Raw genomic sequence first — 20,319 nt, 5'->3', positions numbered from 1 at the left:
GGGGGGCCAGTCCCCCCCCGGGCCTGGGTTGGCCGCCCGCGAACCTTCCGGCCCCGCCGGAGGCGCCTTCGGGCGCTTCCGGCGGGGCCGGAAGGTTCGCGGGGCGGGTGTCAGGTGAAGCGGTGCGCCCCCGAGGGCGTCACCGCCGCGTGCACCGGCCGGTCGTGGGCTTCCTCCGGGACCGCGTCCAGCAACTCGCCCTCGTACAGCAGCACCACCAGCGCCGGGTCGGCCCCGGCCCGGGCCAGCCGGGCCAGCACCCGGTCGTACGAACCGCCGCCGCGCCCCAGCCGCATACCGCGCCGGTCCACCGCGAGCCCGGGCAGCAGGACCGCGTCCACCCGGGTGACCGCCTCCGGGCCCAGCCGCGGCCCGCCGGGCTCCAGCAGGCCCCGCCCGGCGCGCACCAACCCGTCCGGGCCCTCGTCCGCGGCCCAGTCGAGGTCGTTGTCCGGCAGCAGGACGGGAAGCAGCACCCGTACGCCCCGCGCGCGCAGCGCGTCCCGCAGCGCGCGCGTACCGGGCTCGCTCCCTACCGAGACATAGGCCGCCACGGTGCCCGCCCGGGCCAGCTCGGGCAGCTCCAGCGCGCGACACGCCAGTGAGGCCGAGGATGCCTCGATGTCATCCGCCGTCAACCCGGACCTCATCGTCAGGAGGCGTCTCCGCAACGCGGGCTTACTAACGTCAGCGGTGCTCATCGAGTGCACATACTTCCTGTCTCATGTCATATTCACCGTATCCTCATCAATCGCCCGAAAGGCACCGGATAAGGTTCGGGGCATGACTCAATCGCGTACTCGGATCAGCAAGGCTGTCATCCCTGCCGCGGGCCTCGGAACCCGCTTCCTCCCGGCCACCAAGGCCACCCCGAAGGAGATGCTGCCGGTCGTCGACAAGCCGGCGATCCAGTACGTCGTCGAGGAAGCCGTCACCGCCGGCCTGTCCGACGTTCTTATGATCACCGGTCGCAACAAGCGGCCCCTGGAAGACCACTTCGACCGCAACTACGAGCTCGAAGAGGCTCTGACCCGCAAGGGCGACGAGACCCGCCTCGCCCGCGTCCAGGAGTCCAGCGACCTGGCGACCATGCACTACGTCCGGCAGGGCGACCCCAGGGGCCTCGGCCACGCCGTGCTGTGCGCCGCCCCGCACGTAGGTGACCAGCCCTTTGCCGTCCTCCTCGGCGACGACCTCATCGATGCCCGCGACCCGCTTCTGGCCCGCATGGTCGAGGTACAGGAGCAGCACGGCGGCAGCGTCATCGCCCTGATGGAGGTGGATCCCGCGCAGATCCACCTCTATGGCTGCGCCGCCGTGAAGCCCACCCTGGACGAGGGCGTCGTCCAGGTCACCGGACTGGTCGAGAAGCCCGACCGGGCCGACGCGCCCAGCTCCTACGCGGTCATCGGCCGCTATGTGCTGGATCCGGCCGTCTTCGACGTGCTGCGCCGAACCGAGCCCGGCCGCGGCGGCGAGATCCAGTTGACCGACGCGCTCCAGGCGCTCGCCGCCGACCCGGACCTCGGAGGCCCGGTGCACGGCGTCGTCTTCAAGGGCCGGCGGTACGACACAGGCGACCGTGGCGACTATCTGCGTGCCATTGTCAGACTCGCGTGCGAACGTGAGGACCTGGGCCCGGACTTCCGGGAATGGCTTCGCAGTTACGTCACCGAGGAGATGTAGCACTTTGAGCAGCACCGCGGCACGGGCCGCCGATCAGGGCACGGGCGAGGGCCGGGACCGTCACCGGGTCTGGTCGGTCGCCGAGCACCTCGACGACATCCTCGGGCACATCCACCCGCTGGACCCCATCGAGCTGCAGCTGCTGGACGCCCTGGGCTGCGTCCTGGTCGAGGACGTCACCGTGCCCGCAGCCCTCCCGCCCTTCGACAACAGCGCGATGGACGGCTACGCGGTCCGCACGGCCGATGTCGGGGCGGCGACGGGGGAGCATCCCGCGGTGCTGACGGTCGTCGGGGACATCGCGGCGGGCAGCGGCGAGCTGCCCGCCGTCGGACCGGGCGAGGCCGCCCGCATCATGACCGGCGCCCCGCTGCCGCCCGGCGGCCAGGCCGTCGTCCCGGTCGAGTGGACCGACGGCGGCCTGGACGACGGGCCGGTCAGCGGCATGCCCGCCCAAAGTGCGGATCCGCGCGGCGGCAGCGGCCTGGTGCGGGTCTTCCGGCCGGTCCGGGACGGGCAGCACGTGCGCACCCGGGGCAGCGACGCGGGGGCGGGGGAGCTGGCGCTGAGCGCCGGTACGGTCCTCGGGGCGACGCAGATCGGGCTGCTGGCCGCGATCGGCCGCGCCACGGTCAGGGTCCGGCCACGGCCCCGCGTCGTGGTCCTGTCCACCGGCAGCGAGCTGGTCCAGCCCGGCGAGCAGACGGGCCCCGGCCGCATCTACGACTCCAACAGCTACCAGCTCACCGCCGCCGCCCAGGAGGCCGGGGCGATCGCCTACCGGGTGGGCGCGGTCGCCGACGACGCCGAGACGCTGCGCGCCACCGTCGAGGACCAGCTCAGCCGCGCCGACATCGTCGTCACCAGCGGCGGCGTCAGCGTCGGCGCGTACGACGTGGTCAAGGAGGCCATGCACGAGGTCGAGTTCCGGACCCTGGCCATGCAGCCCGGCAAGCCCCAGGGCTTCGGGCGCATCGGCCCCGACCGGGCCCCGCTGCTCGCCCTCCCCGGCAACCCGGTCAGCTCCTACGTCTCCTTCGAGCTGTTCGTCCGGCCGGTGATCCGCACCATGCTGGGCGTCGCGGGCCCGGTCCACCGCACCACCGTGCGGGCGGTCTGCCCGGACGGGATCGCGTCCTCGCCGGAGGGGCGGCGCCAGTTCCTGCGGGGCTGGTACGAGCCGGCGGCGGCGGGCGAGGCGGGCACGGTCGCCCCGGTGGGCGGCTCCGGATCGCATCTGATCAAGGCCCTCGCCCGGGCCAACGCGCTGATCGTGATCCCCGAGGAGGTGGCCGAGGTCGCGCCGGGGGCCGAGGTGGACGTCGTCCTTCTCGCCTAGCCGGGGCCTACGGCGGGTACGGTGTCGTCGCACAGAGCCACCTGGCCCGACCGGGAGAACGATGAGCAGCGCCCAGGACCATCTCACCCATATCGACCCGGCGGGCGCGGCGCGCATGGTCGACGTCTCGGCCAAGGACGTCACCGCGCGCACCGCCCGCGCGAGCGGCCGTGTGCTCGTCGCGCCGCGCGTCGTCGAACTGCTCCGCGGCGAGGGCGTCCCCAAGGGCGACGCCCTCGCGACCGCCCGGATCGCGGGCATCATGGGCGCCAAACGCACCCCGGACCTGATCCCGCTGTGCCATCCGCTCGCCGTGTCGGGCGTGAAGGTCGACCTCGCGGTCGCCGACGACGCGGTCGAGATCACCGCCACCGTGAAGACCACCGACCGCACGGGAGTCGAGATGGAGGCCCTGACGGCGGTCTCGGTCGCGGCCCTGACGGTGATCGACATGGTCAAGGCCGTCGACAAGGGCGCGGTCATCACCGACGTACGGGTGGAGGAGAAGACGGGCGGGAAGTCCGGCGACTGGAGCCGGGAATGACCTCCTCCACCGCCCCGGGCGCCCCTGATGAGGCGTCGCGGTACCGCGCCCTGGTCGTCACGGCCTCCAACCGCGCCGCCGCCGGGGTCTACCCGGACAAGGGCGGCCCGCTGATCGCCGAGGGGCTGACCGCGCTCGGCTTCGCGGTCGACGGCCCGCGCGTGGTGCCCGACGGCGACCCGGTGGAGAGCGCGCTGCGGGACGCGGTGGCCGCCGCGTACGACGTCGTGGTGTCCACCGGCGGCACCGGCCTCACCCCGATGGACCGCACCCCCGAGGCCACCCGCCGGGTGCTGGACTACGAGATCCCCGGCATCGCGGAGGCCATCCGCGCCGAAGGGCTCGCCAAGGTGCCCACCGCGGCGCTCTCCCGGGGGCTGGCCGGGGTCGCCGGAACGACCCTGATCATCAACCTGCCCGGCTCGACCGGAGGCGTCCGCGACGGTCTCGCGGTGCTCGGGCGGCTCCTGGTGCACGCTGTCGACCAGATCCACGGCGGCGACCACCCCCGGCCCGCCGATGCCACCGGTCCCGCAGGGAGCGCGAGCTGAACGCGCCCTGGCCGGTCGTGCTGGCGGACGGTGACACGATCCTGCGCCCCATAAAGCTGCGCGACCAGCGCGTCTGGCGCGAGGTCAACCAGCGGAACCGGGAATGGCTGCGGCCCTGGGAGGCGACCATCCCGCCAGCCGCGCCCGGCGGCCCCCTCACCCAGCGGCCCACCTACCGGCAGATGGTGCGCCATCTGCGCGCCGAGGCACACGCCGGGCGGATGCTGCCGTTCGTCATCGAGTACCAGGGGCGGCTGGCCGGTCAGTTGACGGTCGCCGGGATCACCTGGGGATCGATGTGCTCGGGCCATATCGGCTACTGGGTCGATCAGGCGGTGGCCGGCCGCGGCGTCATGCCGACCGCGGTCGCGCTCGCGGCCGACCACTGCTTCCGCGTCGTCGGGCTGCACCGCATCGAGATCTGTATCCGGCCGGAGAACCTGCCGAGCCGCCGGGTGGTGGAGAAACTCGGATTCCGTGAGGAGGGGCTGCGGCCGCGCTATCTGCACATCGACGGCGCGTGGCGCGACCATCTGGTCTTCGCGCTCACCGTGGAGGAGCTGTCCGAGGGACTGCTCGCCCGGTGGCACCGGACCCGACCAGGGGCATCACAGAAATAAAAAATCTGTTCGATTACATTGGGCACATTCCCAGCCTGGTCATCCCAACAATCACAAAAAACTTTCGAGATATCAGCCAGATCGTGCGACACACCGCGCCAATTGGCAGATGGCCTCATGCGGACCCCTCTACCGTGTGAGCGTGAGCAGCAGTGGCCTCATCTACGCAGTCATCGTCGGGGCCTGGGCCGCCTATTTGGTGCCGATGTGGCTCCGTAGGCAGGACGAGCTCAATGAGGCCCGTCCGACGGAACGCTTCAGCACCGCCATCCGGCTGCTGTCCGGACGGGCGGGCATGGAGCGCCGTTACGCCAAGGGGCTAGAGGACCGAGAGCGCCCGGGGACCCCGGATGACCTGGCGGTACGCACCGCGCAGGACGCGGAAGCCCCCGACGCCGGGGGTCGCTCCGCCGACCCCGAGTGCTCCGCGGCTCCGGAGCGCTACTCGGCCGACCCGGAAGCCGTCACCGACGCGATCGACGTCCGGGCCTTCGCCGAACCCGTGACCTTGCTCGCGCCCGCTCCCACGGGTCCGGACGCGCCGCCGGCGGACGAGGTGGCCGCGGCCCCGGCCGCCCCGACCGGGGGCAGCGCGCTGGACCGCGGGCGGCGCGCGCGGGTGCTTGCGCGCCGTCGTCGCACCACCGTGATCCTCTTCGTCGCCTTCACCCTCGGCGCGGTCGTCGCGGCGGTCGGCGGACTCGCCTTCCTGTGGGCCCCGGCCCTCCCGGCCATACTGCTCAGCGCGTACATTGCCTATCTGCGCGCCCAGGAGCGCCGCCGCTTCACCTTCACCATGGACCAGCGCCGTGCCGAGCAGGCCGCGCAGCGGCTGCGGGAGCGCCGCCCGCGCAGCCATCCGCCCGCCGACGGCCCCGCCGCCGACGACGGCCCCGCCGACCCGCCCGCCCCCGCCGAGGCCGAGCCCGCCGCTCCGGCCGCGTCCGCGCACGCGGCCGGGCGCCGCGCCTTGGTCGAACAGACCGATCACGCGGAGTGGGTGGACCAGGAGCGCGAGCGTGAGCGCGGCCCGGCCGCCGGGGAGGGCTGGGAGCCGGTGCCGGTCCCGCTGCCGACGTACGTCACGGCCCCCGTCGCCCCCCGTGCGACCGGCAGCGTCGACCTGGCCGCCCCCGACGCCTGGAGCTCCGCCCGCTCCAGCACCGTCGACCCCGTCCCGGCCCAGGACCCGGCGCCGCCCGCCGAGCCCGGTGCCGGCCACGGCTCCGCGGCCCCGTCCCGCACCTCCCGGGAGCGCGGCCGCACCCCCCTCTTCGACCAGTACGCGGACGAGGACCGGCCCCGCGCCGCCAACGAGTGACATCCACTCCATTGACCAGCGGGGAACGGATTTCCAAGCACCCCGCAGGGGATGCTAGAGTTTCACTCGTTGCAAGGGCCTGTGGCGCAGACTGGTAGCGCACCTCGTTCGCATCGAGGGGGTCAGGGGTTCAAATCCCCTCAGGTCCACCGCAGCTCGAAACCCCCGCCGGGGAAACCTGGCGGGGGCTTTTTGGCGCCGTACAGCAGCGAAGTACAGCAGCTACTTCCGATCTTGCTTACCGAGGTGCTTGCCGAGCCTCCGCAGCGCCTTACGGGTCGCCTCGGACGGGACGTGCGTGTAGATCTCCATGGTCACCGCGATCTTGCTGTGCCGGAGGATCTGCATCGCGATGCGCGGGTGCACGTCGAGCGCGGCGAGCAGCGACCCACAGGTGTGACGTGTGTCATGCAGCCGGATCCGGCGGATGCCCGCTTTGGAGGACCGGTCGGCGAACGAGCGGTTGAAGTTGCGCGGCTCGATCGGGGTCCCGTAGCGGGTGGTGAGCACGAAGTCCGACTCCGTCCACAGCTCTCCGGCCGTTTGCTTGGCCGCTTCCTGCTCCTTCCTGCGCACCTGGAGAGCGGCGATACAGATATCGGGAAGCGGCAGGGTGGCCGTTGAGGCTTCGGTCTTGGTCTCGTCATGCACCAGACGCCGACGGATGCGTTGAAGCTGAAGCTGCACCGTGACCTCCCCGGCGTCCAGGTTGACGCTCTGCCAGGTGAGGCCGAGCACTTCACCGCGCCGGAACCCGAGGACGAGGACCAGCACCCATGCCGCGTAGAGCGGATCACGGGCGGCGCTGGCCGCTTCGAGGAACTTCCGGGCCTCCTCCACGGACCAGGGGTCACGCTTGACCTTCCGGGCGGATCGCACCTTGACCAGGCCCGCGACGTTCTTCGAAATCAGCTCTTCCGTCATGGCGTTGGTGAGCGCCGACCGCAGGACGGCACGGGCGTCCTGGACCGTACGGCGGGACGGGACCTGATCGCAGCACCGGCCGACCGCGCAGCAACGAGGCTCCTCGCGCTGGGCATCCTTGCCCTGGGCGCAGCACTGGCACTGTTCGAGCAGATCGTTGACCCATGTCCGAACGTCGCGCACCGTGAGCTTGTCGATGCGCTTCTGGCCGAGGCCGGGCGCGATGTAGAGCCGGACGTGCATCGCGTAGGTCTCGGCCGTCTTGGGCTTCAGATCAGGCTCTACGACCTCCCGTAGCCAGTACGTGAGGTACTGCTCAAGCGTCGGCACGCTGGTGGCGACCGGCCCCTTCTTCGCTTCCGTGTGGAGCTTGATCCACTTGTCGTGGACGTCCGTTCGCGTCTTGCCGTAGACGTACTTGCGCTTCTTCCTGCCGTCCGGGGTGGTGACCCAGGCGTACGCGGCGAAGCCGTTCTTGTAGGGGTAGATGGACCCCTCGCCGTTTCCGCGCTTGCCGCTCATGCGGACCACCTCTCGGTCTCGTCCTGGACGCAACGGTTGACGTACTCGTCCACCCAGGCCGGGAGGATGCGGCGGTTACGGCCGATCTTGATCGAGCGGATCTCACCGGTCAGGACGAGCATCTTGGTCTTGGACAGGCCGAAGCCGGGCATGTCGGCGACCTCGGCCGTGGTGTGCCACTTGCGCGGTATCGCGGTCGTGGTCATCCGGTGCGTTTTCCTTTCGTGCCGGGGGAGGGGGATGGGTGGTCATGACCCTGGGGACGGTCACAGCCAGGAGTCTCCTTCTGTCTTGCGCCGTTGGGCTTGGTCTCGTGCTTGGGTGAGGTCGTGGCGTACCTGGGCGGCGAGGAGTTCTTCGCCGGGGCTGTATCCGGAGGCCAGGTATTGCCAGTGGGAGACGACGAGGGTGGTCTCGTCGTCCAGCTCGGGCCGGTCGTCGGCGGCGGCGCGGGCTTGCTCGGCGCGCCAGGTGCGGCGGACGTCGCGCAGTGCGCCGAGGGTGGTGGAGTAGCGGCGGGATTTGCTGGAGAAGTGGCCCCGGAAGCCGAGCATGTGAGCCCACTTCCAGAGCTTGAGGTCCGCGAATTCCGTCAGGTGGCCAAGGGCCCATGCGGTGCGGATCATCTGGCGGACGTGGCGGTGCACGCGCAGGTCCGCGATCGGCTCGGACTGCCCGGTGCCGTCGCACTGATCGCACAGGTCCCGGAACCCGTCCGGACCACGCTGGTACCCGCGTCCGGTGCAGTGGGTACAGCGCAGGGAGCGATCCACGGTGCCGGAGTCCTCGGCACTCTTCGTCGCATACTTGGCGACGTAGGCCGCGACCTTCTGATCGGTCAACTCGCCGTCGCCCAGAGCCGCGATCTTGCGGATGTCCAGCTCGGAGCCCCACTTGAGTTCGCGTTCGCCGATGGCGTCGGAGGCCACGGTGAGCACGGCCCGTTTACGCGCTTTCTTGATCGCGTGGGTGAGGGCGTCCGGGGTGGCCCAGTCGGGTGGAGGCTGGTTGCTGCCTTCGGGGCCGTCGAGGCGGACCACGGCGTGGAAGTGGACTTGGCCGCGCTGCTGGTACTCGGCGACCTTGGCGAAGGAGACGCGCACGGCTGCTTTCAGCGCCTTCTGGGTGATGCCGAGGTGTGCGGCTAGTTCGCGGCGCAGGTAGGTGGTGAAGCGGGCCCACAGGGCTCCGGCGTGGGCGTTCCACAGCACGGCTCCGGCGTAGTCGTAGGTGGCAGGGGACAGCGGCGTGCCCAACGCCGGGTCATCAGGCCCGTGGCGTTCGCCGCAGCGGCAGGCCAGGTTCTGGCCCGCGTCGGTGGTGATGCGGTTGTGGACCGGCCCGAACGAGGGAGCGGTGAGGGTGACGAAGAGGCGCGGGTGGGTGCGGACGGTCTCCGGCACGTTCTTGCCGCCGGAGAGTCCGGCCCGGATCAGGTGGTAGGTGTCGGCGGCGTACAGGCGTGAGCAGGACGGGCAGCGGGAGGAGCGGCGGTTGCCGCAGGCGGTGAGCAGGCGTCCGGTGGGTTCGTCGGCGGTGCTGTACGAGCGGAGGACGGTGTCCGTCGCCGCGTCGCGGGTTTCGGTGGAGCCGCTGAGTTGCACGGGTCGGGTGCAGCCGCGGATTCGGTTGATCTGGTCGTGGATGCGGTCGAAGTTGGGGTGGTGGGCGAGGTGGATGAGGTCCCGCAGGGCCAGGCTCGCCACGTGGCGCAGGTCCAGGGGGGGCTTTCACGGGGTGACGCGTCCTTTCGGGGGAGAGGGCCCCGAGCAGCACCAGGCCAGGGGTGCGGGTGCTGCTCGGGGCGTGACGGACCAAGCCCGGGAGGGCAGGGAAGGTCGGATTGCCGGAACGGCCGGCGGGGGGATCAGGCGGAGAGCTGGGCGTGTGCTGCGGTGGCCAGGGGCAGCGCGACGCCGAGGCGGGCTCGGAGCTGGGCCGCAGTGATGGGCTCGCCGTGTTCGGCCTTGTGAGTGTCGGCGATGGTGCGGGCCGCTTTCAGCAGCGGCGCGGGCACGGTGACCGCCGGAGACGTGTCCGGCTTGGGTGTGACTGGGGTCGCTACTGGTTCGGGGGTCGGAACGGGCTCAGGCTCGGGAGCCGGGGCGGTCTCAGCCGGGGCGGTGTGAGCCACGGCGTGGAAGTGGCGCAGGAGCTGCGGACCAACTGCTCCCCAGCCCAGCAGGAGGAGCGGAGCTACCGCGTCCACGGCCGCACGCCCGTAGTGTCCGGCGACGATGGGTTCGGCGATGTTGAGGGCCAGGGTCAGCAGCCCGGACAGGTGCATCAGCCGGGTCGCGGCCTTGATCTGCTCGGCGGGGACACCGCGCAGGGACAGGTAGCGCAGGGCCACCAGGAGGCCGACCACGGACAGGTCCACCATCGGAGCGATCAGCGGCGCGATCGGGCGGGGGACGCCAAGGCGCAGGGCCAGGGCCCAGACGTTGCCGAAGGAGAAGACGAAGGCCAGGCCCGCGATGATGCCCATGACCACGGTCACGGTGCGCTGAGTGATCCGGTCCTCAGACATGGGGGATTCACCTCCTTCCGGGTGTCGGGATGATCGAGCGGGGGCGAGTCAGGCCGCTTCCCACTTTGGGATCGGGGTCTCGGTCCACAGGACGGGGGCGGACAGTTCTTCGAGGAGTTCGGCGGGGTCGCGCGTCAGGTGGGCGGTGTCGGTGGCGATGCGAGCCGCGTCGTCGTCGGCGACGTAGGGGGTGCGGATGCGGGCGAAGCCGGGTCGGCCCTGGTGGGCCATGGAGGCCACGCCGACGTAGGCCGGGTCTTGGAGGGCGGTTGGGTTGGCGTCCGGCCAGTTGCGAATGTCCTCCCCCAGGGCGACCACGGCCGCTTCAGCGGTCTTCTGCGCGAAGGACAGGCCGACCGGGCACACGTCGCGGATGAAGGTGGGGATGGCATCCCCAGTCGCCTTCTGGGTCGCGATGATCACCAGGATGCCGACGCTCCGGCCTTTCTTCACCAGGTCCTCAACCAGCCGGGCATTCTCAGCGGCGAGCGCGGCGAGTTTCTTGGTCTGCGGGTCCGCGCCCTTGTAGTCACGGAAGTAGGTGTGTGCCTCATCCACGATGAGCACGGTCAACGGCCAGGCGGCCGAGGGTCCGACATGCCACATGTTCTTCACGCCCAGCAGGGCACGGATGGACGCCGAGCGGTCCCGCCGCAGCTTCACCAGCCGCTTGAACAGTGTGTTCGCCTCCGTGAGGTCATCGCCGACGAAGGCGAACGCCCGCTGCGCCAGGTCGGCGTAGTCGCCCTCATGGGATGAGGTCACCTTGCCGTCGGCCACCGCGTACTGAATCGCCGCCGACGGCGCCGTATCGCACAGGAACCGGTTCACCAGGGAGGTCTTGCCGAAGCCGGGCAGCCCGGCCACCGTGACCCCGGGCACGTCCGACAGGCTCACACTCACCGGCTGCGCGTACTCATCCAACCCCAGGCGCCACACCGCCAGTTCCTCCGGCACCTCACCAGTAGGGGTGTGCTCGGTCGGCACGACCAGCGGATCAACCCGCACACCACGGATCACGAGCTGCCCCGGGGTGTCCGGCAGCACCGAGACCCGAGCGCACCGTCAGGCATCCGCCAGGTACGGGGCCGCCCGTTGGAACTCCGCCAGACTGACCTTGGGCAGACACACCGCCCGCACCAGCACCCCGTACCGGTCGGCCGCCACCTTGATCTTGGAGATGAGGATCTTGGGCTTGGGTACCTTTCCGTCCGGTGCCACGATCACAGCCGGAGGGGTCTTGTCGGTCACCGACAGCCCGGCCATCGGAGCCAGCCGACGCCATCCCCGGCGGACGCGTATGGCCTGCCGGATGCTGGCCCGCGTCATGGTGTCGGCGCGGATGTAGCGCACCAGCCACCACAGGGCCCATACGAGGACCGGGGCCAGGGCCGCCCCGGCCAGAGCCGGGGCAGACCCAATGAGTTCCTGAATGGTCACAGTGCGTCCTTGTAGAGGAATCGGTAGAGGGATATGCGCAGTTCCAGCAGGTCACGGCCGGAGGTGAACGTCGGGTAGCCGTGCGCCTCGATCACCTCGGCCACGTCCAGTGCCAGGCCGTTGGTGAACCGCGAATCGTGGTCCCCGCTCTCCGGCGCGACCGGGTAGGACCGTTCGTTAGCGCTCCTCACTGGGCCACCGCCGCAAGCTCCAGCTTCGCCGCCCGGTAGGCCACGCCCTCGGACAGCTGGCCGTTGAAGACGCGTGCCCACGGGGTGGCGAACAGGTCCGTCACCCGCACCGGGGTGCCCGGCTGGAGACCGTCCGCCAGACCGCTCTCCGGGACCGTGATCTTCATCTGCTCGGCGCGGCCCTCTTCCATGAGGAAGACGGTCAGGGTGTGCAGGAACTCGCCGGTGTCGCGGTCTGTGGCGAGAGCGCCGGACTCCGGGTCCTTGATCTTCGGCACCGGGGCGGTGCCAGCGATGAACATCGTCGAGGGCAGCAGCCCCACGCGGATACGGGTCATAGCCATGCCTTTTGCTCCCTTTCGTTGCCAGCCGCTTGTGCGGCCGGGCCACCAACTATGAGATGGCTACGCTAGCTAGGTCAAGTGAGCTAGGTATCTGACTTCAAGGGTTTGGGTGTGTTAGGTGGGCTAACACGGCTACCCTGGGGCCATGACGCCGCCGACGCACGACGCCCGCCCGCCGTACCAGCAGGCAGCCGAGGCCATCCGGAGCGACATCAAGGTGGGCAAGATCAAGCCGGGGGAACAGCTCCCGTCGCACCGTGAGCTGCAAGAGCGGTTTGGCATCGCCAACATGACCGCCCGCAGCGCTCTGCGCGTGCTCCGTGAAGAGGGCTTGATCTACACCGTGCAGGGGCGCGGCAGCTACGTCGCCGACGTGATCGGACCCGAAGGCGAACTGATCGAGCCCAAGCGCATCGAGAGCCCCCGAGCGGCATCCGAGACGGAGGCGGCCCCGGCCAGCGCGGAAGCCGCCGGGACCCTCACCGAAGCACTCCTAGAGGTCCGGGAACAGCTCCGCACCCTGAACGCGGAGGTCCAGAACCTCAAGCAGGAAGTCGCCGAACTCAAGTCGCGGTAGGCCCAGTAGACGGCCCTTCCTTGATCTGAGCCACCTCGGCGCGTACGTCTTCCAGCTCCCCGCGCAGACGCTCAGCCATCGCCGCGATCTCCGCCAGCAGTGCCCGCTCCTGCTCGGTCAGCACCAGTTCCCCCTTGTCTGCTGCGCGTTGGCTGCGCGCACCCCGCATTGCGATCCTTCCTGGCCTTCCTTGCCCGAGCTGTTCAGAGTTTCTTTACTGGATCAAGGCGGCCCGCTGGCGCGGGCCGCGCGCGCTGGCGGCCCGTGGCCGCCGCCCGCTCCTGTCTGCCGCCCCGCTCAGCGGCGCCCCCGGACCACTCAGCGCGCCACCCCGACTCAGCGACCCACCAGACACAGTCAGCACCGGGAACAGCCGACCCCGTACGTCCCGCCGATCGCAGCGGACATGCAGAGGCAGCGGCACGACCAGGACCACGCGCCCAACCGGCCTGCTTCCGAAGGGCGGCTACGCGAGGCGGTTTACATGGCGGGCCGTCTGCCGACTGCGTCCATCGCTGTTGTGCGCGCAGGAACGGCCAGCGGCGAAGGAGGGGCGGCCGGGGCACAGGCATATCAGTCTTCGCCCCCAGCTCGATGTGGCCGGCCGCCGTACTGCCACCGTCACGCATGCGGCCGAGTGAGCAGACGTGCTGCCCCGAATGTGGCCGGCGGGGAGCAGCTGCTGCCGCGCGGTGGTTCAACCCGTCGTGGTCGCTCCGCGTCGGTGCCCGTATCGCCGTGGCTGGCCAGCGTGTCGTAGACGCACCACGCGTCGCAGGTGTGGAACCCATCTCGCCGTGCATGCCTCGCACTTGCACCACCTCTTCCTTCACCTGGACTCATCTGGGACGAGGCGGTGCCGAAGAGAGCACGACAACCACCCCGGTACCATCGGCACCGGGGTCCTGATCAGGGACTTCCGACCGGGCCACCCCTTGGCCTGCCAGGGTTTTGAGGGGTGGCCCGGTTATGCGTCTGCGGTTGTTGTGGGCGGTCCGGCTCCCTTCCCGCGGAACGGGTTGGAGCGAGAACGGGAGCCGGACCGCTGACGGCGGACGGTGCAGTGTCCGCCGCCCCCGGGGCGCAGTGGGTGACATCCGCGCAGTGGCGAACGGGGCGATGTCCGCCGCACAGTCACCACGCCCAGAGGGCTCGAGGGCGGAAGCTGCGGGTCCTTCCCATGGGCAGCAGCCCCCGCCCGGTCATCAGGTCACCGGTCGCGCTCCTGAGCGAGTCCGGCATTGTCGAGCAGGAACTGCAACGTGTAGCCGAGGCTCCGTACGTGCCAGTCAGCGGACTGCAACCCGGAGCCGAGGCCCTGAGTCAGCTCGTGCGGGATGGTCTTCAACCTGCTCTGCTTCTCGTACCAGACCACGGTGCCCCGGTTCAGACGGGCGACCTGCTTCTCTGCCAGCGGCATCAGTGTCTGGACGTGCTCCACCAGTGCCTTGTGCAGATCACGCAGTTCCTCGTACGGAGGCAGTGCCGTCCGCTTCACCAGGGCGCGGACGATCGTCGCGTTGATCGCGTCGACGTCCACGTCTGCTCGAAGAGTCTTGTCGGTGCCCATGAGACGCATCCTCTGGCCGTTCACCAGGACGTAGGAACCACCGCCAATTCCCACTTGAGGACGTCCCGGTCGGGTAAAACGTCCCTAGTGCCGTCCCCGGATGCAGAGAGAGACTCGGATGCCGAACGAGAGGCTACGCGCCGCTATGGCGGCTGGCTGCTGGACGTACGCCACCCTCGCGGAGAAGGTCGAAGTGGACCCCAAGTCCGTTGAGCGATGGGTGAACCTCGGTCGTACGCCGCGTCGAGCCACGGCCATGAAAGCGGCTGAAACCCTGGGAGAAGACGTGCACGCAATATGGCCATCGCTCCGGCAGTCGCGCCCCGCCCGCGCGGTGAGCCCTGAGCTTGTCGGGCTCTACGACCAGCGGGCGGACGTCCCTGTGTCCGCGTTCGTGGACATGCTGGCCCAGGCCCGCGAGCGCATCGACGTCCTGGTGTACGCCGCCGTCTTTCTGCACGAGGCGTACCCCCGGCTCAACGACCTCTTGCAGGAGCGAGCTGCCGAAGGCTGCGCGGTCCGTATCGCCATCGGCGACCCCGACAGCGAGAACGTCCGACTGCGCGGCGAGGAAGAGAAGTTCGGGCACGGGATCGAATCTCGCTGCCGACTTGCCCTCATGCACTACCGATCCCTCATCGGGACGCCGGGCATCGAGGTGCAGATCCATGGCACGACGCTCTACAACTCGATCTACCGGGCCGACGATCAAGCGATGGTGAACGCCCACGTGTGGGGCGTGAATGCCTTTGCTGCCCCGGTGTGGCATCTGCGGCGAAGTGGGGTAGGCGGGATGTTCGACACCTACACCGCCAGCTTCGATGCGGTGTGGGCGACAGCGACACCCGTAGAGGAAGACTGACCGTGGCACGAACCGAGTACTACGACGACCCGGACGCACCCGAGCCGAACAGCATGGTGGTCGCCGCGTCCGCCGTCGTCACCGACGAGGAGGGCCGCATCCTCCTCCAGCGCCGCCGGGACAACGACCTCTGGGCACTCCCAGGCGGCGGCATGGAGATGACGGATTCGCTTCCGGGCGCGGCCGTCCGTGAGGTCAAGGAAGAGACCGGGTTGGACGTCGAGATCATGGGTCTTGTCGGCACGTACACCGACCCGCGCCACGTCATCGCGTACACGGACGGCGAGGTCCGCCGACAGTTCAACGTCTGCTTCACGGCCCGAGTCGTCGGCGGCCAACTCGGAATCTCGGACGAGTCCACCGAGTTGCGATTCGTCCAGCAGGAAGAGCTGGACGAGCTTCCCATGCACCACACGCAGCGACTACGTATCCGACACTTTCTGGAGCACCGCAAGCGCCCCTACCTAGGTTGAAACCGTCGGTTCACTCAAGGGACGCTATCCATCAGGTCAAGTCCGTTGGAGTGGTGCACCTCTAAAGCAAAGCTCTCCCGGTTATGGAGACCTTGGGCTCATGTCCACCCATCGGCACGTCGTCGGCCAAGCGGAGAACTTGTGGGATGTGATCGCAACATGTGGATCGTTCGCACATGGATGACGTACCGCCCAATCCGTACGCTTTTCCAGCCTAGCCGGAAATCCTTCCCTTCTTTGGGTAGGGGAAGGTCTTCAAGCGATTCCAAAAGTTCCCGCAATGAGCTTGCAGGTAGGAGTGTTTCAATAAGGCGCAAGCTGAGGGAAGGGATAGTTGATTCCGTTCGCCGTGAATCCAAGAACCGTGCCGTCCCTACAATCCATTTCCACTGAACATCATAGAAGTCAGGCCATCCATTGGGGAATTTTACCTTGACGTCGCCTCCCATTTGTGTCTGAAGTCTTTCGATTTGCGATCGACCTTTGTCTACGGCATCTTCTTGTTTCCGGGCGTCGCTCAAGGTCCTGGCGTCAACAGGCCACTTAGCCTCGATGATCAGGCCTTGCATTTGACCTCTATCGAGCGCGACGATGTCGAGATCGCCCAACTTCTTATTTCCGGCGTCGAAAATCTTTACCTCTTCGGCAACCTCGACACCTGGGATGCCTCTCAAGCGGGCCGCCCATTGACTACACAGGTCACCAAGGGCGACGCCCAGTTTTCCGGAACTGGCAGGATCCGCCGACGCTGCGCGAAGAACCATTCGTTCCGTCAGAGAGTCATGCAGTAAGTGTGGAGTCACGATCAGTGTGTCATTCCACTCAACGAGCGGCGCGGAAAGTGGGGACCTGCCGTTTTGGCCTTTATAGGTGAACAAATCCAAGAAACGTTCAACTTTATCGCTGCTCGGGTTGTAGCGGGCGATCATCTTCGCGAGGTCGTTTCGCTTGAAAGCCGGATTCGCCATGGTCAGGCTTGGGTACCGAGCGAACACTTCCATACCTGTGGCTGCGATTCCCTGCAAGGTCCCGAGCAGGGGAATTGCCTCATCGAGGGTCATTCCTCCGATATTGGTAGATCTCGGCACCTCCCAGTGTTGTGCGCGTAGATTGTTCTTGGCGTGCTGCACAAATAGGCCCATCACTCCCCTGGGGACTGTCGCCGATCCCCCAGGTGTCGAAGTGTGCATCGAATTTAGGTAAGAAATCGCAGGGCTGAGATCGGGGCCCATCTCAGGGGCTGGCGCTGCGAAAGTGTCGACCCCCTCTAAGATCATGTCTAGGACTTCCAATCGTGGATCACTTAAGGGATCGATCCAGAACCCTCGCTTCGTCTGCGAGATTTTGGCGCGACCAGCCCTTCCTGCGTTGAAGGCGATATCGAGCGCCTTCCATTTTTCGGCTAGATCGACAGCCGCCGCCGCATCTTGCTCAGTCGGCTCCCTTCCTTCTTTAGTCTGATCTCCGTAACGAAAAGCCCATTCCGTCAAGTGGGCCACTACGGATGCCCACTTGCCTCCGATCTCGCCATCGTCGTTTACGGGACCGCCAGTTCCGATCCGCTCTATTTTGTTGGTGAGTCGCCTTCTGGAGACCTCGAACAAAGCAATGGGGAGAGCTGATCGCCCGGATTTCCAAATCTCTAGATCGGCTGGAACTGAATTCGCGATTTCTCGGATCTTCTCGTACGGGCCTTCTTGCGTCATCAGTCCCGAACCTCCCCCAACGACGTGTCAGTCACCAACCGGGAAGCTTAGCTGTGCCTACAGGTTGGCGGAGGCTCAATGACCGAGAAGGCAAGTGTGAGGGGCGCCGGCCGTCAGGGAGGTCACTTGTGGTGTCAGGCGCTCCAGGGCTCGGAGACCCGCCCGGCAAGCATGGGGCCGCTGCACCCGCCACGGTTTTAGCGGATCTCGTTCAAGTGCTGTTGCGCTAACCCTGCAAATGCTCCGATCTGCTCGCCCGCCTCGCGCTGGGCTTCCGCCACGGCCTGCAACTGGTCAGTTGCTGGATCGCCGCTGTCCAGAGAGTTGGCCAGCCTCGCAAGGGCAGTCCACCAGTTCCCCATCGCGTCGTACCCCCGGTAGGCACTGGTCCCCAGTTCTGCGGGACCTTCCAGTTGCACCGTGATGATGGACGTCAACAGGTCATCGAGTTGGCTGCCGGTCGAGGAAGCGACCCGCGCCGCGTCAGCCTCGGTGTACTCCCGGACCCTGATCTTCTTCTCCGTCTCGCCCAGGAAGCGAGTCAGCTTCATATAGCGTTCGAGGAAAACTCCGTACGCCTCTCGCTGCACCTGCCTCCGCCATTGGGCATTCGTGCCCGATATCTGCTGCCTGGTCACCCAGCGGGCCTGCCAGAATGCGAGGCTCGCCGTGAGCCCCGTACCCAAGACGCCGACAGCACCGCCGAGGACGGCTGCGAGTCCCTGATCCATTGCGCCATTGTGGCGGTGTTCGTCGCCGCAGAGGCGCGCGCCCGTGCCGTGCGCGCGCCTTGAAGTGGCAGAGAGGGCTGGCGGGCTCGGGCTGGGGTGTACGCCAACCTTTGAGCGTGAGGACTACATGCAGTCCGGCCCACTGGTAGCCACAGTTGACATCAATGCTGACATCAACGAGGGCACACACAACCGGTCAGCCGCTCGCCGTGACCCGCTGTCGGGGAGATCACACGGGGCCCTGCCTGCAACCTGCCCGAACCTACGGATCAAGAGGTCCGAAGCCGGAGCTGTCGCCGCTGAGCTGCTGTCCTGACGGCAGTCGTTGACGGCAACGGGGGTGCACATCGCCGTATCGCGATGCTCGTCCGTGCGCCGGGCGGTGGACGTGAACCTCAACGAGAAAGGCGAGAAGGAGGCAGTCCGCGGCGGTGAGCTGCTGACCTCGGTGCCGAACCACTGGGACAGCGCGGTGAAGCCCAGCTGGACAGCCGCGCCCAGGTGGAACGCGGCGCCCCGGCACGGCTTACCCGCCGTAAACCCGGCTGGGCAGCTACGGGTGATCCGCCGACAGGACCTACAGCTGAGGGTGCCCGCTCGCGTCCTTGAGGCGCCACGGATTGGCTGAAATCTGGTCAGGGGGTGTACTACGCGCATGATCGCATGTGTTAGGAATGTTCACGTCATCGGGGGCTGCGCCACCCATGACCAAGGTGGCGCTCTCCTCACTCACTCGTGAGCGGAGGCAGATCTATGCGTAAGTTCGCTGTGATGGGCGTTGCGGTTATGGCGCTCGGCGGTTCGCTGGGATTGATGGGGACGTCGGCTGTGGCCGCCCCCCAGGCGCAGGTGGTGACGACTGGGGACTTCAATGCCCAGGGAGCCGTCCCCAGCTGCGTCAAGGTCACGAAAACCACGCAGGACGAGGGGTACAAGACCTTCCGTGTCAAGAACAACTGTGCCAGCACGAAGAAGCTCAAGGGCATCTTCAAGTACGGGTACGACTCGGACTGCGAGTCCGTGAAGCCCGGCAAGACTGCGTTGCTCTCGTCCACCCAGCCGTGGGTCGATTACGACAAGGTCGTGACCTGCTAAGCCTGCTCGGCAGGCCTGCTGTTTGAACAGCGACACCGCTGCCTCCCGGGGATCCGATCGGACCCTCGGGAGGCATCAACGTGAGTGCGGGTTGTCATCGACCGAGTGAACAAGTCGTTGATCGTCGAGGCCCCGGGCTCTTATCTCTGACCTCAGGCCCAAAGTACGCGTGTCTTCACTGGTCAGGGGTTCTCCTGAAGGAGTCCGGTGCCGATCCCGGTTGGCCGCAGGTACACGGTGGTTTCCTCCGTAACAGCGACAGACCATTGGCAGCTCCCGCCGCACCCTCCAAATCCGAGCGGTTAGCAGGTTGCTGTACAGCAGCGGAGTACAGCAACTAGTGCGATTGCTGCCGACTGTCAGCCCCTCCAGGCAGCCAGCCGACCAGGCGAGCAGACCTCAGCGGCCGCCCCGCCCGTAGTTCGCATCGAGGGGGTCAGGGGTTCAAATCCCCTCAGGTCCACCGCAGCTCGAAACCCCCGCCGGGGAAATCCGGCGGGGGTTTCGCTTGTGCTGGATTAGCCTGCGGGCATGTTCACCTCAGCTCTTGCCTTCGCGGGCGTTGCCGCGCTCATCAATGTCACTCCGGGGCTGGACACCCTGCTCGTGCTGCGCACGTCGGTGTCCCATGGGCGGCAGGCGGGGCTGGCGGCGTCGCTGGGGATTCTCGCCGGGTGTCTGGTGTGGGGGTTCGCCACGGCGGTCGGGTTGACGGCGCTGCTCACGGCTTCGCGGGTGGCGTACGACACGCTGCGGGTCGCCGGGGCGGCGTATCTGGTGTGGCTGGGGGCCTCGGCGCTGTGGCGGTCGCGGCGGGCGGCGGCGGAGCCGGAGGCGGTGGATCCGGGGCCGGTGGGTGGATCGGGGCCGAGCGGGTGGTGGGCGGCGTTTCGCGCGGGGGTGGGCACCAATCTGCTCAACCCGAAGGCGGGGGTCTTCTATATGAGCCTGATTCCCCAGTTCACCCCGCACGGTGCCTCGGTGTTCACCTCGACCCTGCTGTTCACCGCGATCGACATCGTCGAGCTGGCGCTCTGGTACTGGGTGGTCTCCGGTGCCGCGTCCGCGTTGAGCGAGCGGATCCGGCGGCCGGCGTTCCGGCGCCGGATGGAGCAGGTGAGCGGGGTGGCGTTCTTCGGTTTGGCGACGAACCTCCTCGCGGAGGGCGGGCGCAGGACGGCCTGACGCGGCCGCCCATGGCGTTGTTCTGACGAGGCGTCCGATGTCAGGGATTCGTGCTGACACCGTTCCTGTTGTGTGCGGGCCGTGAGACAGGTGATGGCCCTGGCGAGA

Annotated in this window: 22 protein-coding genes, 1 tRNA gene and 1 pseudogene; 12 read left to right on the top strand and 12 right to left on the bottom strand. The window is 68.2% G+C overall.

All coding sequences use genetic code 11. From position 1 onward, the window contains the following. Positions 1–110: 110 nt before the first annotated feature. Positions 111–701 (bottom strand): 5-formyltetrahydrofolate cyclo-ligase, encoded by a 591-nt coding sequence (locus tag ABZ562_RS34265; protein WP_361487367.1) that lies wholly within the window; start codon positions 699–701, stop codon positions 111–113. A gap of 82 nt (positions 702–783) precedes the next feature. Here ABZ562_RS34265 and galU point away from each other — a divergent pair, with 82 nt between their 5' ends. The 7 genes from galU (at position 784) to ABZ562_RS34230 (ending at position 6,210) form a co-directional block, all read left to right on the top strand. Continuing rightward, the gene (galU, locus tag ABZ562_RS34260) at positions 784–1,686 is read left to right on the top strand and encodes a UTP--glucose-1-phosphate uridylyltransferase GalU (protein ID WP_361487364.1); all 903 of its coding nucleotides are present in this window, start codon (positions 784–786) and stop codon (positions 1,684–1,686) included. 4 nt (positions 1,687–1,690) lie between these two features. Beyond that, positions 1,691–3,025, top strand: coding sequence for a gephyrin-like molybdotransferase Glp (gene glp, locus ABZ562_RS34255; RefSeq protein WP_361487361.1), 1,335 nt, complete (start codon positions 1,691–1,693; stop codon positions 3,023–3,025). A gap of 61 nt (positions 3,026–3,086) precedes the next feature. Further along, positions 3,087–3,569: a cyclic pyranopterin monophosphate synthase MoaC gene (gene moaC / locus ABZ562_RS34250; protein WP_361487359.1), complete on the top strand. Its 483-nt coding sequence runs from the start codon at positions 3,087–3,089 to the stop codon at positions 3,567–3,569. Beyond that, the gene (locus tag ABZ562_RS34245; protein ID WP_361487356.1) at positions 3,566–4,120 is read left to right on the top strand and encodes a MogA/MoaB family molybdenum cofactor biosynthesis protein; all 555 of its coding nucleotides are present in this window, start codon (positions 3,566–3,568) and stop codon (positions 4,118–4,120) included. The genes moaC and ABZ562_RS34245 overlap by 4 nt, the downstream gene beginning before the upstream one ends. After that, the gene (locus ABZ562_RS34240) at positions 4,117–4,740 is read left to right on the top strand and encodes a GNAT family protein (protein WP_361487375.1); all 624 of its coding nucleotides are present in this window, start codon (positions 4,117–4,119) and stop codon (positions 4,738–4,740) included. The genes ABZ562_RS34245 and ABZ562_RS34240 overlap by 4 nt, the downstream gene beginning before the upstream one ends. 142 nt (positions 4,741–4,882) lie before the next feature. Next, positions 4,883–6,061, top strand: a complete 1,179-nt coding sequence (gene glpR / locus ABZ562_RS34235) for a gephyrin-like molybdotransferase receptor GlpR (protein ID WP_361487354.1) — start codon at positions 4,883–4,885, stop codon at positions 6,059–6,061. Between the two features lie 75 nt (positions 6,062–6,136). Beyond that, positions 6,137–6,210: transfer RNA gene (locus ABZ562_RS34230), tRNA-Ala, on the top strand. A gap of 73 nt (positions 6,211–6,283) precedes the next feature. Here the strand turns inward: ABZ562_RS34230 and ABZ562_RS34225 are convergent. From ABZ562_RS34225 to ABZ562_RS34195, 7 genes and pseudogenes are all read right to left on the bottom strand, one after another. Further along, positions 6,284–7,516: a tyrosine-type recombinase/integrase gene (locus ABZ562_RS34225; protein WP_361487352.1), complete on the bottom strand. Its 1,233-nt coding sequence runs from the start codon at positions 7,514–7,516 to the stop codon at positions 6,284–6,286. Beyond that, complete coding sequence (locus tag ABZ562_RS34220) at positions 7,504–7,713, bottom strand: helix-turn-helix domain-containing protein (RefSeq protein ID WP_361487350.1); 210 nt, start codon at positions 7,711–7,713, stop codon at positions 7,504–7,506. The genes ABZ562_RS34225 and ABZ562_RS34220 overlap by 13 nt, the downstream gene beginning before the upstream one ends. 60 nt (positions 7,714–7,773) lie before the next feature. Further along, positions 7,774–9,213 (bottom strand): replication initiator, encoded by a 1,440-nt coding sequence (locus tag ABZ562_RS34215; RefSeq protein ID WP_361487348.1) that lies wholly within the window; start codon positions 9,211–9,213, stop codon positions 7,774–7,776. A 161-nt stretch (positions 9,214–9,374) separates the two neighbouring features. Beyond that, on the bottom strand, positions 9,375–10,037 hold the full coding sequence (locus tag ABZ562_RS34210; RefSeq protein WP_361487347.1) for a DUF2637 domain-containing protein: 663 nt from the start codon (positions 10,035–10,037) through the stop codon (positions 9,375–9,377). A 48-nt stretch (positions 10,038–10,085) separates the two neighbouring features. Then, a pseudogene (locus ABZ562_RS34205) lies at positions 10,086–11,471 on the bottom strand (cell division protein FtsK). Positions 11,472–11,473: 2 nt separating this feature from the next. Beyond that, a complete protein-coding gene (locus ABZ562_RS34200; protein WP_361487346.1) occupies positions 11,474–11,668 on the bottom strand; it encodes a hypothetical protein in 195 nt (64 codons plus the stop codon). Continuing rightward, entirely contained in the window at positions 11,665–12,012 is a 348-nt protein-coding gene (locus ABZ562_RS34195; protein ID WP_361487343.1) for a hypothetical protein, read from the bottom strand. The genes ABZ562_RS34200 and ABZ562_RS34195 overlap by 4 nt, the downstream gene beginning before the upstream one ends. 145 nt (positions 12,013–12,157) lie before the next feature. Here ABZ562_RS34195 and ABZ562_RS34190 point away from each other — a divergent pair, with 145 nt between their 5' ends. Further along, entirely contained in the window at positions 12,158–12,589 is a 432-nt protein-coding gene (locus ABZ562_RS34190; RefSeq protein ID WP_361487341.1) for a winged helix-turn-helix domain-containing protein, read from the top strand. Here the strand turns inward: ABZ562_RS34190 and ABZ562_RS34185 are convergent. Further along, on the bottom strand, positions 12,576–12,713 hold the full coding sequence (locus tag ABZ562_RS34185) for a hypothetical protein (protein WP_361487340.1): 138 nt from the start codon (positions 12,711–12,713) through the stop codon (positions 12,576–12,578). The genes ABZ562_RS34190 and ABZ562_RS34185 overlap by 14 nt on opposite strands. 1,086 nt (positions 12,714–13,799) lie before the next feature. Continuing rightward, positions 13,800–14,159 (bottom strand): DUF6415 family natural product biosynthesis protein, encoded by a 360-nt coding sequence (locus ABZ562_RS34180; RefSeq protein WP_361487338.1) that lies wholly within the window; start codon positions 14,157–14,159, stop codon positions 13,800–13,802. Between the two features lie 118 nt (positions 14,160–14,277). Between ABZ562_RS34180 and ABZ562_RS34175 the strand changes: the two genes are divergently transcribed. Next, on the top strand, positions 14,278–15,021 hold the full coding sequence (locus tag ABZ562_RS34175) for an XRE family transcriptional regulator (protein WP_361487335.1): 744 nt from the start codon (positions 14,278–14,280) through the stop codon (positions 15,019–15,021). 2 nt (positions 15,022–15,023) lie between these two features. Beyond that, positions 15,024–15,494: an NUDIX domain-containing protein gene (locus ABZ562_RS34170; RefSeq protein ID WP_361487332.1), complete on the top strand. Its 471-nt coding sequence runs from the start codon at positions 15,024–15,026 to the stop codon at positions 15,492–15,494. A gap of 98 nt (positions 15,495–15,592) precedes the next feature. Here ABZ562_RS34170 and ABZ562_RS34165 read toward each other — a convergent pair whose 3' ends face one another. Continuing rightward, entirely contained in the window at positions 15,593–17,200 is a 1,608-nt protein-coding gene (locus ABZ562_RS34165) for a hypothetical protein (RefSeq protein ID WP_361487329.1), read from the bottom strand. Positions 17,201–17,397: 197 nt separating this feature from the next. Continuing rightward, positions 17,398–17,931 carry a hypothetical protein gene (locus ABZ562_RS34160; RefSeq protein WP_361487326.1) on the bottom strand — a complete coding sequence of 178 codons (534 nt, stop codon included), beginning with the start codon at positions 17,929–17,931 and terminating at the stop codon, positions 17,398–17,400. Between the two features lie 753 nt (positions 17,932–18,684). Here ABZ562_RS34160 and ABZ562_RS34155 point away from each other — a divergent pair. Together ABZ562_RS34155 and ABZ562_RS34150 are read left to right on the top strand one after the other, a co-directional pair. Then, positions 18,685–19,026 carry a hypothetical protein gene (locus ABZ562_RS34155; protein WP_361487323.1) on the top strand — a complete coding sequence of 114 codons (342 nt, stop codon included), beginning with the start codon at positions 18,685–18,687 and terminating at the stop codon, positions 19,024–19,026. 531 nt (positions 19,027–19,557) lie between these two features. Beyond that, a complete protein-coding gene (locus ABZ562_RS34150; protein WP_361487321.1) occupies positions 19,558–20,211 on the top strand; it encodes a LysE family translocator in 654 nt (217 codons plus the stop codon). Positions 20,212–20,319 lie beyond the last annotated feature (108 nt).

The organism is Streptomyces sp. NPDC019937, assembly GCF_040631655.1.
Taxonomy (GTDB): domain Bacteria; phylum Actinomycetota; class Actinomycetes; order Streptomycetales; family Streptomycetaceae; genus Streptomyces.
Note: the sequence above shows the minus strand (reverse complement) of the source record. Positions and strands in the feature narration are given on the sequence as shown.

What these genes read in the sequence shown, in the direction of transcription:
- ABZ562_RS34150 (WP_361487321.1), top strand. Translation starts at nt 19,558, where the DNA reads ATGTTCACCTCAGCTCTTGCCTTCGCGGGCGTTGCCGCGCTCATCAAT.
- ABZ562_RS34220 (WP_361487350.1), bottom strand. Translation starts at nt 7,713, where the DNA reads ATGACCACGACCGCGATACCGCGCAAGTGGCACACCACGGCCGAGGTC.
- ABZ562_RS34180 (WP_361487338.1), bottom strand. Translation starts at nt 14,159, where the DNA reads ATGGGCACCGACAAGACTCTTCGAGCAGACGTGGACGTCGACGCGATC.
- ABZ562_RS34245 (WP_361487356.1), top strand. Translation starts at nt 3,566, where the DNA reads ATGACCTCCTCCACCGCCCCGGGCGCCCCTGATGAGGCGTCGCGGTAC.
- ABZ562_RS34265 (WP_361487367.1), bottom strand. Translation starts at nt 701, where the DNA reads ATGAGCACCGCTGACGTTAGTAAGCCCGCGTTGCGGAGACGCCTCCTG.
- ABZ562_RS34195 (WP_361487343.1), bottom strand. Translation starts at nt 12,012, where the DNA reads ATGGCTATGACCCGTATCCGCGTGGGGCTGCTGCCCTCGACGATGTTC.
- moaC (WP_361487359.1), top strand. Translation starts at nt 3,087, where the DNA reads ATGAGCAGCGCCCAGGACCATCTCACCCATATCGACCCGGCGGGCGCG.
- ABZ562_RS34165 (WP_361487329.1), bottom strand. Translation starts at nt 17,200, where the DNA reads ATGACGCAAGAAGGCCCGTACGAGAAGATCCGAGAAATCGCGAATTCA.
- ABZ562_RS34155 (WP_361487323.1), top strand. Translation starts at nt 18,685, where the DNA reads ATGCGTAAGTTCGCTGTGATGGGCGTTGCGGTTATGGCGCTCGGCGGT.
- galU (WP_361487364.1), top strand. Translation starts at nt 784, where the DNA reads ATGACTCAATCGCGTACTCGGATCAGCAAGGCTGTCATCCCTGCCGCG.
- ABZ562_RS34210 (WP_361487347.1), bottom strand. Translation starts at nt 10,037, where the DNA reads ATGTCTGAGGACCGGATCACTCAGCGCACCGTGACCGTGGTCATGGGC.
- ABZ562_RS34190 (WP_361487341.1), top strand. Translation starts at nt 12,158, where the DNA reads ATGACGCCGCCGACGCACGACGCCCGCCCGCCGTACCAGCAGGCAGCC.
- ABZ562_RS34160 (WP_361487326.1), bottom strand. Translation starts at nt 17,931, where the DNA reads ATGGATCAGGGACTCGCAGCCGTCCTCGGCGGTGCTGTCGGCGTCTTG.
- ABZ562_RS34175 (WP_361487335.1), top strand. Translation starts at nt 14,278, where the DNA reads ATGCCGAACGAGAGGCTACGCGCCGCTATGGCGGCTGGCTGCTGGACG.